We start from the raw sequence: 13,692 nt of genomic DNA, 5'->3' as shown, positions 1-13,692 counted from the left end.
CGGCGGGTGGTCAGTTGCTCATCGCCGCCGCCATCGGGGCCGCTGTGGCCCATCGCCCGATCGCCGTCTCGGCCGTGATCCCGGGGCCGAAGCCCGCGATGAGCCCGCCCGCCCCGTCCGCCGCGCCGCCCTCGTCGAAGAGCCGGGCCAGCGCGTCGAAGACCACGGAGCTGGCGATGTTGCCGCGCTCGGTGAGGGTGGCCCGGCTGAAGCGGAACATCTCCGGCGGCAGGTCGAGGAAGTGGCACAGGTCGTCCAGGATGCGCGGCCCGCCCGCGTGGACGATGAAGAAGTCCATCTGCGGGATCTCCCAACTGTGCTGCGCCACCAGCGCCTTGAGTGCGGGAGCGAGCATCTCCATGGTGCCCGGGACGCGCTTGTCGAGCAGGAAGTGGAACCCGGTGTCGCGCACGGCGTACGAGATCCAGTCCTCGGTGTTGGGCACCAGGTGCGAGCCGTTGCGCTCGATCCGCATCCCGGTGCCGCCCTCACCGCGCACCACGGCCGCCGAGATCGCGTCGCCGAAGAGACCGTTGGAGAGCAGCGAGCCGACGCCGATGTCGGTCGGCTGGTAGCAGAGCGAGCAGAATTCGCAGGACACGATCAGTACGTTGGAGCGCGGATACGCCGTGCAGAAGTCGTGCGCGCGGTTGATCGCCGCGCCTCCGGCGGCGCAGCCGAGCTGGGCGATCGGCAGCTGCCGGGTGTCGCTCCTGAACCCCATGGTGTTGATCAGCCAGGCGGTCAGCGAAGGCATCATGAAGCCGGTGCAGGAGACGTAGACGATCAGGTCGATGTCCTTGGCCTCCACCTCGGCGTGGACCAGTGCCTGCTTGACGACATCGGGCACCCGGGCCTTGGCCTCCGTCTCGTACAGCAGATTGCGTTCCTCGAAGCCGGGGTGGAGCAGGGTCTCCTCGATCGGCTGCACGAGGTGGCGGGTACGGACCCCGGTGTTCTGGATGAGGCGCAGGACGAGGTCCCGCTGGGGATGGTCGGCATGCGTCTCACGGGCGAGAGCGAGCGTCTCCTCCTGCGTGATCACATGGTCGGGTACGGCTACTGAGGGGCGGCACAGGGTGGCCATGGAACTTCCTTGTCTCCTGCCGGGCAGACGCCTGCGGTTTCCACGCGGGTGCTCCAGGGGTGTGCGGTCGTGTGCCTGTCAGGTATCCCCGAGCATGGTCATGCGCATGTTCTTGATCGGGGTAATTAACCGATTAGAGGGAGATTCCGGAGCGGGTAGCTCACTCGGGTGACGCGGTACGGCCGAACGGGGGACGGAGGAGGCCCGGGCAGCGCGAGGCGCGCGGGCGACCCGGGGTCGCCCGCGCGCGATCTCGTCCGCCCTGTCAGTCGGAGAGTTCGCAGGGTTCGGAGAAGGTGAAGGTGAAGGTGAAGGTGAAGGTGAACCCTGACGGTTCCGGGTGGAGTTGGTGCTGTGGAAGCTGGACCCGGGCCGCACGACTGGGAGCCGATGCCGTGCTGGCGGTGGTCGAGCGGGACCCAGACCGTGTCGCCCGGGACGAGACCGGTCAAGTGCCGTGCCTCATCGCGCTGTTCGGTCGTCCAGCGCCGTGCGGTGAACCAGAACTCCGGGTCGCCCTCGACGCGCAGCCCCCCGATCTCCGCCCAACGGACGCCGGCCCGGGCCCCGTTCTCCTGCGGCCGGACGTACGGTGTCTGGAGGGCGTCCGCATCCGTCTGCCACAGTCCGACCGCCGAGGTCACACCGTAGGGTGAGTGGCGGGTGCCGCTGCCCCGGCTCGGCATCCGGTTCGGCCTCACGGGCACCACCTCGGGCAGCCGCCGGGGCCACACGGGTGCGCACGACCAGCGCGTCCCCGGTCAACTCCGCCGCGCCCGGACGGTGTTGCATACGGAACAGCCCCAACTCGCGCCAGCGCGGCCCGTGCCGCAGATCGGGCTGCCAGGGCGCGCCTTCGTCGTTGTCGGTGGGCGCGCGCGCCATACGTCGAGGCGCAACCCGGTGACCGCCATGGCGCCGAGGGCCGCGGCGGGCCGCATTACCTCGCACGTAATCGACCCCCACCACCCCCGCAGGGCAAGGTGGAGCCATCGGGTCCCGGGCGGCGCACTCCGGCCGGGGCCCGGTTCCACCACCGTTTGAGTCCTTGATTCCCGTCCTTTCCGGAGGCTGATTTCCATGTCCGACAACCGCTACGAGACCGCCGTCGCCCGCTACTTCGAGGCGTGGAACGCCACCGGCTCGGCCGAGGAGCTGGCCAAGGCCGTCGAGGCCGCCTGGAGCGCGGACGGCAGCTACACCGACCCGCTGGCCGACGTCACCGGGCACGAGGCCATAGCCGCGGTGATCGGCGGGGCCCACGCCCAGTTCCCCGGCTTCGAGTTCCGCCTGGACGGGGCCGTCGACGGGCACCACGACCTGGCCCGGTTCCGCTGGGAGCTGGTCTCGGTCGCGGACGGGTCCGCGCCGGTCGCCGGGTCCGATGTGATCACGCTCGCCGAGGACGGCCGGGTCGCCACCGTGGCCGGATTCCTCGACCGCGTACCGCCTACGGTGTGAACGACTGGAGGTAGGCGAACGTCTCCGGGTCGGCCGGCAGGAACGTCTCGATGGCCAGCTCGGAGACGGTCACGTCCATCGGTGTGTTGAACGTGGCGATCGTCGATATGAACGACAGGACCGTGCCCCGGTGTTCGATGCGCAGCGGGAGCGCGAAGGGGAAGACGGCGTGGTCGGAGGTGTCCTCGTCCGCCGCCTCGGGCACGGGGTGCGCCGCGACCTCCTCGTACAGCTCGCGCAGGGCGTCCGAGCGCATCAGGGCGATCTGGCGCTCCATCTGCTCGAACAGATGGCCGCGCCACTGGCGCAGATTGCGGATGCGCGGCGCCAGGCCCTGCGGGTGGAGGGTCAGACGCATCGCGTTGAGCGGGGGAGCGAGCAGCCGCTCGGGCACCCCTTCGGCGAGCATCGCGATGCCCCGGTTCGCCGCGAGGACCGTATACGTGCCGTCGACTATCAGCGCGGGGAACGGCTCGTACCCCCGCAGCAGCCGCTCCATGGCCTCGCGCAGGGCGCCCATGGACGGGTCGTCCAGGGACGTCTCCGCGAACTGCGGTGCGTAGCCGGCCGCCAGCAGCAGGGCGTTGCGCTCGCGGACCGGCACCTCCAGGTGCTCGGCGAGGCGCAGGATCATCTCCTGGCTCGGGCGCGACCTGCCGGTCTCGATGAAACTGATGTGCCGCGCGGACGAGTCGGCGCGCAGGGCCAGCTCCAGCTGGCTGATCCTGCGCTGCTCGCGCCAGCCGCGCAGCATCGGCCCTACTCCCGTGTCGATCGCGGCAGTTGTCGTCATACCTCAGACACTAACCCGGGCCTCTGACAGCGCCCGGCGCCGCACCCCCCACCCGGCCAGCACGATCGCCGTCGCCACCGCGTACGCGCTCGTCCTGACGATGTCGAAGGAGTGCGGCATCGCCCACGCCGTCACGTAACAGACGGCTCCCGCGGCGGCGACCGCCAGCCACTCCCAGCGGCCGTCCAGGGCCACCAGCGCGACGAGCAGCAGCGCGTACCACGAATAGCCGGGCGTCATCAGGCAGAACGCCCAGCCGAGGACCAGCAGGGCGCCGCTCCAGGGGCGCTCCGGATCGCCCCGGCGCAGCACGTACAGGACGACGAGCCCCACCAGGGCGAGTGCCGCGGGCAGTGCCCAGGAGTCCGGGAGGACCAGCCGCAGCAGCCCGTAACGGCTGCGGGCGGACGCGTCGTCGTACCCCTCCTCCTCCGCGTACCCGCCCAGATAGCCGAAGACGGACGCGTGCGAGACGAGGACGTACGGGAGGTAGGAGAGCGCCACGCACACGGTGGCCGGGACGAGGACGGTCGCCGCGCGCCGCCAGTCCGGGCGGCGCCCCGCCAGCACGCCCGCGAGGGCACCCGGCAGCACCACGGCGGGCAGCATCTTCGCCGCGGTCCCGGCGCCGATCAGCATGCCCCCGGCCGCCCGGCGGCGGACCGCGACCGCGCCGAGCCCCGCCACCGCGAACAGCACCGCCAGCCCGTCCACGTGCGCGTTGTTCACCGCCTCGATCGGCACCGCCGGGCACCACGCCCAGTACGCCGCCCGTGTCACGTCGTCCCCGCGCCGCCGCAGGACCAGCAGCAGGACGCCCGTGGTGGCGACGGCGAGCACGGCGCCGCCCAGCTGGAGCGGCTTGTGGCGGGCGGCGACGGGGGAGAGCCCGTGGACGCCGAGGAAGTACGCCTCGGCCACCGGCGGGTAAATGGTGTGCACCTTGGGGCGGTTGAGGCGGGTGCAGCGGTCCGGCTCGCCGAACCGGGCCCGGTCCGGGCCCTCGCACGCCGCGCCCCTGGGGAACAGCCAGTCGTCGCGCAGCCCGGCCAGCTCCCGGTCCGCGGGGGCGTGGTCGTACGGCGAGATCCCGGCCGCCTGCACCCGGCCGTCCCAGGCGTAGCGGAACATGTCCGTGCTGGTGGTCGGCGGCGCCGCCAGGCCGGTCGCCGCGACCAGCACCCCGCCCGCCAGGACCAGACCGGTCCGGTGGCGGGCCGGGGCCCGGCGCAGCGACCGGGCGGCCGCCGCGAACAGCAGCCAGCAGGCCAGATACCACCAGGAGAGCGTGCCCGGGTGGAAGTAGTAGCCGTCCTCGACGACCGTCAGGACGAGCACGGCGGTCAGCGCGGCCAGCAGCACGGCCGTCGGGGCCGAGCGGCGCAGGGCGGCCGGTGCGTCGGCCGGCGGGGCGGCCGGGGCGGTGGTGGTACGCGGAGCGATCACCCGTCCACATTCGCAGGCCGACAGGTGCCCGGACGGCCCAGCGCACGACGCGTCCGTGAACCGTAAGGTGTCAGGAGCCCTGTTCAGGGCGCTCCGGGGATGTCATGGAGACATGAAGTCACGACTCCCGCTTCCCCCGCCGCCGTCGGCGCTGCTGCCGTCCTTCAGGGGCGGGCTGCACGACAGGCGCACGGCGACGGCGATCGGCAGGCTGCTCGGCGTGGCCATGCTGGTCTGCATGGTCACCGGCGTGCTGAGCCACTACCTCCAGCACCCGCCGGGCTGGCTGGCTGACGACCTGCCCGCCCGTCCCAGCTGGGGATACCGGCTGAACCAGGGCCTGCACGTGGGGGTGGGCATCGCCGCGATCCCGCTGCTCTTCGGCAAGCTGTGGACCGTCTACCCGAAGCTGTTCGTGTGGCCCGCGCTCAACGGCGTACGGCATGCGCTGGAGCGGCTCTCGGTGGCGGTGCTCGTCGCGGGCGCGGTCTTCGAGCTGCTGACCGGGCTGCTCAACACCGTGCAGTGGTACCCGTGGCCGTTCAGCTTCGTTCCCGTCCACTTCGCGGTCGGCTGGCTCCTCACCGGCGCTCTGCTGCTGCACCTGGCGGTGAAGTGGCCGGACATCAAGGCGTACTGGTGGCGGCGCTCGGCCGCCACGCGCGCGTTGCCGACGGAGCCGGAGAGCGCGCCCGACCGGCGCTCGCTGCTCACCGGGCTCGCGGTGGCGGTGGGTGCGGTCACCGTGACGACCGTCGGCCAGTCCCTCACCCCGCTGGCGGACCTCGACCTGCTGGCACCCCGCCACCCCGGCCACGGCCCGCTTGGCCTGCCCGTCAACCGCACGGCGGCGGCCGCGGGGACGACCCGGGTGGACACGGCGGCCTGGCGGCTGACGGTGCTGGGGCCGCGCCCGTACGAGCTGACGCTCGACGAACTGGCCGCGCTGCCCCAGTACGAGGTGGAGCTGCCCATCGCGTGCGTCGAGGGGTGGAGCAAGAACGCGCACTGGACCGGTGTACGGATCAAGGACCTCACGGAGCGGGCCGGGGCGCCCGGGTCCGCGCTGCGGGTCGTCTCGCTCGAACAGCACGGCGCGTACCGCGTGATGGACATGGGCCGCACCTACGCGCGCGACCCGCTCACCCTCCTCGCGCTGCGGCTCAACGGGCAGGTGCTCACCCCCGACCACGGCTACCCGGCCCGCGTCATCGCCCCCAACCGGCCCGGGGTGCTCCAGACCAAGTGGGTCACGCGACTGGAGGTGCGGTGATGGTGGGACGGTACGCGGTGGGCGCGCTCGGGGTCGCCACCATGGGGCTCGGGGTGTCGCTGGTGTGGGCGCAGTCACCGTGGGACGTGGCGGTGTGGCTGGTCGGGGCGATCGTGCTGCACGACGGGCTGATCGCACCGCTGGTGCTGCTCGTCGGCCTGGGCGTGGCGGCGGCCCGCCCCGGGGTGCGCGGCCCGCTGCGGGCAGCCCTGGTAACCGCCGGCTGCCTCACGGCGATCGCCCTCCCGGACATCCTGCGCCCCGGCCCGCACAACAATGCGACGGTGCTGCCGCTGGATTACGTGCGCAACTGGTTGGTGCTGCTGGGGGTGGTCGCGATCGCGACAGGGCTGGTGCTGGTCGTCAGGCGAGTGCAGGCCGGGCGACGCCGGGGGCCCCGTTAGGGGCGCGGGGCTGTGACAAGCGCGGCTCCGCCGGATGGGGGTCCCCCCTGTTCGAGCGAAGCCGAGAACTCGGGGGAGCGACCGCCAGAGTCTGACGTACAGCGCCACGGGTCTCCCGGCGGGCCTGTCCATCAACTCCTCGACCGGCCTGATCTCCGGCACCCCGACGGCCGCCGGCACCTCCGGCGTCACCGTCACCGCCCGGGACACCACCACCGCCACCGGCAGCACCTCGTTCAGCTGGACCGTCACCCAGCCCGGCGGCGGCTGCCGGCCCGCCCAGCTGCTCGGCAACCCCGGCTTCGAGACCGGCTCGGCCGCGCCCTGGTCGGCCACGGCGGGCGTGATCGACAACAGCAGCAGCGAGCCCGCGCACTCCGGCTCATGGAAGGCCTGGCTGGACGGCTACGGGTCGACGCACACCGACTCGCTCTCCCAGACGGTGACCATCCCGCAGGGTTGCCACGCCACGCTGACGTACTACCTGCACATCGACACCGGCGAGTCGACCACCTCCACCGCCTACGACAAGCTGACGGTGACGGCCGGCTCGACCACCCTGGCCAGCTACTCCAACCTCAACAAGAACTCCGGTTACGCGCTGAAGACCTTCGACCTGTCGTCGCTCGCCGGGTCGACGGTGACCCTCAAGTTCAACGGCACCGAGGACTCCAGCCTGCAGACGTCGTTCGTCGTCGACGACACGGCGCTGAACCTCAGCTGATCCCCCCACGGTGAAAGGGGCCGGGCCCGGACTCCCACCCAGAGTCCGGGCCCGCGCCCCCGCACTCACGTCCGGCGCAGCACGACGAACGGGCGCCCGGCGGCCGTCCACCGCTCGGCCGCCCGCCAGCCGGTGGCGTGCGCGTACCGCAGCAGCGCGGCGGTGCCGAGCCGCGACCAGGGGAAGCCCGACCCGAAGGCGCCCCGGCCGTCGGCCACCCGCACCTCCACGCGCTCGTCCACGTCGAAGGGCGCCGCCTCCACGATCAACTGCCCATCGGAATGCACCAGTTGGGCCGCCCGTGCGAGCAGCGCGGCCGGGTCGCCGCCGATGCCGACGTTGCCGTCGAGCAGGAGCACGGTCTGCCAGCGGCCCTCGCCGGGCAGCGGGTCGAAGACCGACCGGCACAGGGCGCTGCCGCCGGAGCGCTGGGTGCGGCGGACGGCCTCGGGGCTCACGTCGACGCCGAGCGCGGCCGTACCGAGCGAGGCCAGCGCCACCACCAGACGCCCGGGTCCGCACCCGATGTCGAGCGCGGCGCCCCGGCACCGCCGCAGCACGGTCAGGTCGGCCGGGTCCGGCGCCGCACACCACCGCTCCACCTCAAGGGGCAGCAGCCACCCGTCCTGGCGGTGCAGGAACAGCGGCCCTCGCCCGCTGCGCAGGGCGGCGGTGTACGGATCGGCCCGCCAGGCGAGTGCGGCGGGCACGGCGGTCGTGGTCATCGCGCGTCGCCCCGCGCCCCGGCGACCGCCGTGAAGGAGCCGCCCGCGCACGCGGCCACGGCCCGCGCGAACCGGCCGCCCGGCGCGAGCGCCGCGACCTCACCCACGTCGGCCGCGGTGTCGACATCCCGCAGCGGCGGCAGCTCGTGCACGGTGAGCCCCGCGCCCACGAGCCGCCGACGCTGGACCGCGCCCGTCTCGGGGACGGACATGGGCACCCCGCGAAGCAGCGCGGGGTCGGGGGCGGTCAGGCCGAGCGACCAGAAGCCGCCGTCGGCCGCCGGGCCGAACCACGCCTCGCCGGGCCCCCAGCCGGCCAGGGCGGGCGCCAGCAGGGCCGGGCTCACCTGCGGGGTGTCCATGCCGATGAGCAGGGCCGGACCCGGATCGAGCGCGAAGGCCGCCGCCAGCCTTTCGTCCAGGCCGCCCGCGCACTGCGGGACGACCTCAATGCCCGGCGGGAGCCACGGACCGGGCGCCCCGTCGAGGACGAGCACCCGGCGCCGGGCCGGTGCGGCGAGCACCACGTCCAGCGTGTCGGCGAGCGCGGCCTCGGCGATCCGCGCGGCCTCCTCCGGGGAGTACGGCGGGGTCAGCCGCGTCTTGACCCGGCCCGGCACCGGCGCCTTGGCGATCACCAGGAGGGTGACCGGCGCGCCCCGCCCCGTCACCGGGCACCCGCCGCCGTGGCGGGGAGCGACGGCCCGGGCGGCAGGGCGAGCACCGCGCGCATGTCCCGTACGGCCTGCCAGGTGCCCCGCCAGGTGCCGGTCACCTTCGACTTGCCGGTGCGCGGCAGATACGGCACGTCGTGCTCGCGCACCCGCCATCCGGCGTCCGCCGCGCGCACCACCATCTCCAGCGGATAGCCGCTGCGCCGGTCCGCGACGCCGAGCGCGAGCAGCGGCGCGCGCCGGGCCGCCCGCAGCGGGCCCAGGTCGTGCAGGCGCAGCCCGGTGCGGCGGCGCAGCATCCTGGACAGGGCCAGGTTCCCGGCGCGCGCGTGCGGTGGCCAGGCCCCGCGCGCGGTGGGCCTGCGCCGCCCCAGGACGAGGTCGGCGTCACCGGCGGCCACCTCCCGTACGAAGGGCGCGAGGAGTCCGGGGTCGAGCGAGCCGTCGCAGTCGCAGAAGCACACGTACTCGGCCCGGGCCGCGAGCAGCCCGGCGTGGCAGGCCGCGCCGAAGCCGCGCCGGTCCTCGTGCACCACGGTCGCGCCGAGCGCGCGGGCGATCTCGGCCGAGCCGTCCGTCGAGCCGTTGTCGACGACGACGGCCCGCCAGCCCTCGGGGATCCTGGCCAGCACCCAGGGCAGCGCCCCGGCCTCGTCGAGGCAGGGCAGTACGACGTCCACCGTCGTGGGGATCGAGTCGGTCACGCCCCTCACGGTACGAAGGCGCGGCGGACAAATCGGGACTTCGGGTTCTTACGAAACAGGGACGTCGTCCCGGGTCGGCCATCCGGGTGGCGACGCGGGGACCCGCCGGATGCGACGCTGTCGCCATGCACAACGCCCAGTCCCGCATCCTCGTCGTCGACGACGACCCGACGGTGGCCGAGGTGGTCACCGGCTACCTCGAACGCGCCGGGTACGAGGTCGAGCACGTCGGCGACGGCCCCGCCGCCCTGCGCGCGGCCGGTGCGCGATGGCCCGATCTCGTCGTCCTCGACCTGATGCTGCCGGGCATGGACGGCCTGGAGGTCTGCCGCACGCTGCGGAGCACCGGCCCCGTACCGGTCATCATGCTCACCGCGCGCGGCGACGAGGACGACCGCGTCCTGGGCCTGGAGATAGGTGCCGACGACTACGTCACCAAGCCGTTCAGCCCGCGCGAGCTGGTGCTGCGCGTCGACTCCGTACTGCGCCGCGGCCGGGCCGCCGCCGCCCGGCCGGGACCGCCGGTGCGGCGCGCGGGCCTCGTCCTGGACCCGGCCGCCCGCCGCGCCGCCAAGCAGGGCGCCGAACTCGCCCTGACCCTGCGGGAGTTCGACCTCCTCGCCTATCTGATGAGCCACCCGGGCGAGGCCGTCACCCGCGAGCGGCTGATGCGTGATGTGTGGGGCTGGGAGTTCGGTGACCTGTCCACCGTCACCGTCCATGTGCGGCGCTTGCGCGGCAAGGTCGAGGACGACCCGGCGAAGCCGAGGCTCATCCGGACGGTGTGGGGCGTCGGGTACCGCTTCGAGGCGGAGAGCGCGGGCGAGGGCGCGGGTGAGGGCGAGGGTGAGCCGCAAGGCACGGGCCTCGCCGGAGAGGAGGTCTGACGTGAGCGATGTCCTGCTCATCGCCGTGTACGCGTTCCTGGGCGCCGCCGCCGCGGGCCTGCTCGGGGCCCTCGCGCTGCGTCTGCTGCGCCACCGCTCGGTCACCGCCTCGCTCGCCGTGGTGGCCGCCGTCGCGGTCAGCGCGATGCTCGCCGGGACGCTCGCGGTGGCCTGGGAGATGTTCCTGTCCTCGCACGACCTGAAGGTCGTCACCCTGGTCATCGCGATGGCCGCGGCCGTCTCGCTCGCCACCGCGCTCATCCTGGGCCACCGGGTCGTCGCCAGCAGCCGTCAACTCGCCCTGGCCACCCGCTCGTTCGGCGACGGCGGCAGCTTTGCCGCGCCCGCGGGCCCGGCCACCGCCGAACTCGCCGCGCTCAGCCGCGAGCTGGCCGCCACCAGCGCCAAGCTCTCCGCTTCCCGCGAGCGCGAACGCGCTCTGGAGACCTCCCGCCGCGAGCTCGTCGCCTGGATCTCGCACGATCTGCGCACCCCGCTCGCGGGGCTGCGGGCGATGGCCGAGGCCCTGGAGGACGGCATGGCCAAGGACCCCGAGCGCTACTTCCGGCAGATCCGCACCGAGGTCGAGCGACTCAACGGCATGGTGGGCGACCTCTTCGAGCTCTCCCGCATCCACGCCGGCGCGCTCACCCTCAACCCGGCCCGGATGTCCGTCCACGACCTGGTCGGGGACGCGCTGGCGGGCGCCGACCCGCTCGCCCGCGAACACGGCGTACGGCTGGTCGGCGAGCGTGTCGAGCCGGTCCCGGTCGAGGTGGACGGCAAGGAGATGACCCGGGTCCTGGCCAACCTGCTGGTCAACGCGATCCGGCACACCCCGGCGGACGGCACGGTCGCGGTCGCGGCCGAGGCGCGCGCGGAGTCGGTGGTGCTCTCGGTGACGGACGGCTGCGGCGGCATCCCCGACGACGATCTGACCCGCGTCTTCGACACCGGCTGGCGCGGCACCGAGGCGCGCACCCCGCCGGGCGGCGCGGGCCTGGGCCTCGCGATCGTGCGGGGCATCGTCGAGGCCCACGCGGGCAGCGCCGCCGTCCACAACGTGCACGGCGGCTGCCGCTTCGAACTGGTCCTCCCGGCGGCCCGTTCCTGACGAAACGTCAGCCGGTGGCCGGGCGCAGCTCCGCCCGTGCGAACTCCGCCATCCCCTCCGCGAACCCCACCGCCGGCCGCCAGCCGAGCTGCTCCCGCAGCCGCGCCGAGTCGGCCGTGATGTGGCGGACGTCCCCGAGCCGGTACTCGCCCGTCACCACCGGCGCGGGCCCGCCGTACGCCCCGGCCAGCGCCTCGGCCATCTCGCCCACCGTGTGCGGGGTCCCGCTGCCCGTGTTGTACGCGGTGAGGGTCCCCGGCGGGCGCTCGTGCAGGGCCTCCAGGGCCACCGCGTTCGCCTCGGCCACATCGCGTACGTGGACGAAGTCCCGGCGCTGGCGGCCGTCCTCGAAGACCCGGGGCGCCTCGCCGCGCGCGAGGGCCGAGCGGAAGAACGAGGCGACCCCCGCGTACGGGGTGTCGCGGGGCATCCCCGGCCCGTACACGTTGTGGTAGCGCAGCGACACCGCACGGCCGCCGGTGGCCCGCGCCCAGGCGGCCGTCAGATGCTCCTGGGCCAGTTTGGTCGCGGCGTACACATTGCGCGGGTCCGCGGGCGCGTCCTCACCGACCAGGCCCGGCGCCAGCTCCGCGCCGCAGCGCGGGCACAGCGGCTCGAAGCGCCCGGCCGCCAGCTCCTCGTACGGCCGGGGCCCGGGGCGTACGGGGCCGTGGCGCGGGCACTCGTAGTGCCCCTCCCCGTACACCACCATCGACCCGGCGAGCACCAGGTCCCGCGGGCCCCCCTCGGCCATCACGGCGAGCAGCACCGCCGTGCCGAGGTCGTTGCACGCCACGTAGTCGGGCGCGTCGGAGAAGTCCGTGCCGAGGCCGACCATCGCGGCCTGGTGGCAGACGGCGTCCACGCCGCGCAGCGCCCTGGTGACCGCCTCCCGGTCGCGGACGTCGTCGCCGGGCCGGACCGCGCGGTCCAGGACGACTGGTTCATGGCCCCGGGCGGAGAGGGCCGAGACGATCTGCGAGCCGATGAAGCCCGCGCCTCCCGTGACAAGTACACGCATAAGGGCGACGCTACGGAGACGGAGCCGGAGATGCCGCGCTCCACCCCGCACCGTCACCACCTCGTAAGGAGTCCGGCCATGCCCGTTGAGCCGCTGTCGCAGAAGGACATCGAGGACCGCCTGCGCGAACTGCCGGGCTGGTCGGTCCCGGACGGCGAGGAGCGCCTCGCCCGCACCTACCGGCTCGCCTCGCACTTCGCGGCCACCGCGATGGTCATCCATATCGCCCAGATCCAGGACGAGCTGAACCACCACTCGGACCTGACGCTCGGCTACAACACGGTGGCGCTCACCGTGAACAGCCACGACGCGGGCGGCCGGGTGACCGAGAAGGACTTCGAGCTCGCCCACCGCGTCGAGGCGATCGCCTCCGGCCACGGCGCGGGCTGACCTCCCGGGGCTCACGGCCCCGGGAGGCGCCGGGGTCAGGCGTCGAGCGCCGCCACGTCGACAGCGGCCAGGCGCTCCAGGTCGGCGAGGATGTTGATCTCGACGATGCGGTCGTCCCGGACGGTGAAGCCGAGCACCGCCATCGTCCGGCCCTCCGGGGCGTTGACCACCCCCATGGCGCCGTTGACCAGCGCCGGACGGGCGAACTGGGCGTACTGGGCGAAGGACAGCGCGTTCTGGACCACGGCGTGGGCGCCGAGCACCGTCTTGGACGGGGTGAGCGAGCCCGGCCCGTAGTCGGCCCGGAGCACGATGTCCGGGTCGAGCGTGGCGAGCAGGCCCTCGAAGTCGCCGCCGCGCGCCGCCGCGAGGAACGCGTCGACGACCTTGCGCTGCCGGTTCAGGTCCGGGTCGGGGACGGCCCGGCCCTGCACCCGGCGGCGGGCCCGGCTGGCCAGCTGCCGGGTGGCCGCCGGGGCGCGGTCCACGATCGGCGCGATCTCCTCGAACGGCACGCCGAACATGTCGTGCAGTACGAACGCCAGCCGCTCGGCCGGGGCCAGGGTGTCGAGGACGACGAGCAGGGCGAGCCCGACCGAGTCGGTCAGCAGCGCCTCGTGCTCGGGGTCCACCCGGTCCGGGCGGTCCACGATCGGGTCGGGCACATGGACGTCGAGCGGATCCTCCCGCCGGGCCTGGCGCGAGCGCAGCATGTCGAGGCAGACCCGCGAGACGACCGTGGTCAGCCAGCCGCTCAGGTTCTCCACACCCTCGCTGGAGCTGGCCGCCCGCAACCAGGCCTCCTGGACGGCGTCCTCCGCCTCGCTCAGTGAGCCGAGCATCCGGTAGGCGACCGCCCGCAGGCGCGGGCGGTTCTCCTCGAAACGCTCCGCCAGGGATTCGTTCTCGTCCATCGGTTCAGCTTCCTTCGTTGCGGCGTGTCGTCAATGCGGTGACAGACGAAAACCTAGTCCGAAGGAATGGCGGCT

The 13,692-nt window shown here is 73.7% G+C and carries 15 protein-coding genes and 1 pseudogene; 7 read left to right on the top strand and 9 right to left on the bottom strand.

Features of this window, described 5'->3' with window-relative positions:
- Positions 1 to 10: 10 nt before the first annotated feature.
- Both ACFWA7_RS02970 and ACFWA7_RS02965 read right to left on the bottom strand, forming a co-directional pair.
- Positions 11 to 1,087: a type III polyketide synthase gene (locus ACFWA7_RS02970; protein WP_385533247.1), complete on the bottom strand. Its 1,077-nt coding sequence runs from the start codon at positions 1,085 to 1,087 to the stop codon at positions 11 to 13.
- 265 nt (positions 1,088 to 1,352) lie between these two features.
- Positions 1,353 to 2,013, bottom strand: a pseudogene (locus ACFWA7_RS02965) (beta-galactosidase); the annotation flags it as partial.
- Between the two features lie 154 nt (positions 2,014 to 2,167).
- On the opposite strand from ACFWA7_RS02965, the gene ACFWA7_RS02960 reads away from it, so the two are divergent.
- Complete coding sequence (locus ACFWA7_RS02960; RefSeq protein ID WP_385533249.1) at positions 2,168 to 2,548, top strand: nuclear transport factor 2 family protein; 381 nt, start codon at positions 2,168 to 2,170, stop codon at positions 2,546 to 2,548.
- On the opposite strand, the gene ACFWA7_RS02955 is transcribed toward ACFWA7_RS02960, so the two are convergent.
- The gene (locus ACFWA7_RS02955) at positions 2,538 to 3,341 is read right to left on the bottom strand and encodes a helix-turn-helix domain-containing protein (RefSeq protein ID WP_385533252.1); all 804 of its coding nucleotides are present in this window, start codon (positions 3,339 to 3,341) and stop codon (positions 2,538 to 2,540) included. The two genes, ACFWA7_RS02960 and ACFWA7_RS02955, sit on opposite strands and share 11 nt — an antisense overlap.
- 3 nt (positions 3,342 to 3,344) lie before the next feature.
- A complete protein-coding gene (locus ACFWA7_RS02950) occupies positions 3,345 to 4,727 on the bottom strand; it encodes a glycosyltransferase 87 family protein (protein WP_385820612.1) in 1,383 nt (460 codons plus the stop codon).
- Positions 4,728 to 4,899: 172 nt separating this feature from the next.
- Here ACFWA7_RS02950 and ACFWA7_RS02945 point away from each other — a divergent pair, with 172 nt between their 5' ends.
- From ACFWA7_RS02945 to ACFWA7_RS02935, 3 genes are read left to right on the top strand one after another with little or no spacing between them, the layout of a single operon-like run.
- Complete coding sequence (locus ACFWA7_RS02945; protein WP_385533255.1) at positions 4,900 to 6,060, top strand: molybdopterin-dependent oxidoreductase; 1,161 nt, start codon at positions 4,900 to 4,902, stop codon at positions 6,058 to 6,060.
- A complete protein-coding gene (locus ACFWA7_RS02940) occupies positions 6,060 to 6,464 on the top strand; it encodes a hypothetical protein (RefSeq protein WP_385820491.1) in 405 nt (134 codons plus the stop codon). The genes ACFWA7_RS02945 and ACFWA7_RS02940 overlap by 1 nt, the downstream gene beginning before the upstream one ends.
- 34 nt (positions 6,465 to 6,498) lie before the next feature.
- Complete coding sequence (locus ACFWA7_RS02935) at positions 6,499 to 7,188, top strand: putative Ig domain-containing protein (RefSeq protein WP_385820489.1); 690 nt, start codon at positions 6,499 to 6,501, stop codon at positions 7,186 to 7,188.
- A 65-nt stretch (positions 7,189 to 7,253) separates the two neighbouring features.
- Here ACFWA7_RS02935 and ACFWA7_RS02930 read toward each other — a convergent pair whose 3' ends face one another.
- From ACFWA7_RS02930 to ACFWA7_RS02920, 3 genes are read right to left on the bottom strand one after another with little or no spacing between them, the layout of a single operon-like run.
- Positions 7,254 to 7,913: a class I SAM-dependent methyltransferase gene (locus tag ACFWA7_RS02930; protein ID WP_385820487.1), complete on the bottom strand. Its 660-nt coding sequence runs from the start codon at positions 7,911 to 7,913 to the stop codon at positions 7,254 to 7,256.
- Complete coding sequence (locus tag ACFWA7_RS02925; RefSeq protein WP_385820485.1) at positions 7,910 to 8,584, bottom strand: DUF2064 domain-containing protein; 675 nt, start codon at positions 8,582 to 8,584, stop codon at positions 7,910 to 7,912. Before ACFWA7_RS02925 ends, ACFWA7_RS02930 begins: the two co-directional genes overlap by 4 nt.
- Positions 8,581 to 9,300 (bottom strand): glycosyltransferase family 2 protein, encoded by a 720-nt coding sequence (locus tag ACFWA7_RS02920; RefSeq protein WP_385533267.1) that lies wholly within the window; start codon positions 9,298 to 9,300, stop codon positions 8,581 to 8,583. The genes ACFWA7_RS02925 and ACFWA7_RS02920 overlap by 4 nt, the downstream gene beginning before the upstream one ends.
- A 116-nt stretch (positions 9,301 to 9,416) precedes the next feature.
- On the opposite strand from ACFWA7_RS02920, the gene ACFWA7_RS02915 reads away from it, so the two are divergent.
- Both ACFWA7_RS02915 and ACFWA7_RS02910 read left to right on the top strand, forming a co-directional pair.
- Positions 9,417 to 10,178, top strand: coding sequence for a response regulator transcription factor (locus ACFWA7_RS02915; protein WP_385820483.1), 762 nt, complete (start codon positions 9,417 to 9,419; stop codon positions 10,176 to 10,178).
- Between the two features lies 1 nt (position 10,179).
- Positions 10,180 to 11,292, top strand: coding sequence for a sensor histidine kinase (locus ACFWA7_RS02910; RefSeq protein ID WP_385533272.1), 1,113 nt, complete (start codon positions 10,180 to 10,182; stop codon positions 11,290 to 11,292).
- Positions 11,293 to 11,299: 7 nt separating this feature from the next.
- On the opposite strand, the gene ACFWA7_RS02905 is transcribed toward ACFWA7_RS02910, so the two are convergent.
- Positions 11,300 to 12,313, bottom strand: coding sequence for an NAD-dependent epimerase/dehydratase family protein (locus tag ACFWA7_RS02905; protein WP_385533275.1), 1,014 nt, complete (start codon positions 12,311 to 12,313; stop codon positions 11,300 to 11,302).
- 78 nt (positions 12,314 to 12,391) lie between these two features.
- Between ACFWA7_RS02905 and ACFWA7_RS02900 the strand changes: the two genes are divergently transcribed.
- Complete coding sequence (locus ACFWA7_RS02900; RefSeq protein WP_371655595.1) at positions 12,392 to 12,703, top strand: 4a-hydroxytetrahydrobiopterin dehydratase; 312 nt, start codon at positions 12,392 to 12,394, stop codon at positions 12,701 to 12,703.
- A gap of 35 nt (positions 12,704 to 12,738) precedes the next feature.
- Here ACFWA7_RS02900 and ACFWA7_RS02895 read toward each other — a convergent pair whose 3' ends face one another.
- On the bottom strand, positions 12,739 to 13,617 hold the full coding sequence (locus ACFWA7_RS02895) for a sigma-70 family RNA polymerase sigma factor (RefSeq protein WP_385533281.1): 879 nt from the start codon (positions 13,615 to 13,617) through the stop codon (positions 12,739 to 12,741).
- Positions 13,618 to 13,692 lie beyond the last annotated feature (75 nt).

It is taken from the genome of Streptomyces sp. NPDC059994 (assembly GCF_042737755.1).
In the GTDB taxonomy this organism is placed as follows: Bacteria; Actinomycetota; Actinomycetes; order Streptomycetales; family Streptomycetaceae; genus Streptomyces.
Note: the sequence above shows the minus strand (reverse complement) of the source record. Positions and strands in the feature narration are given on the sequence as shown.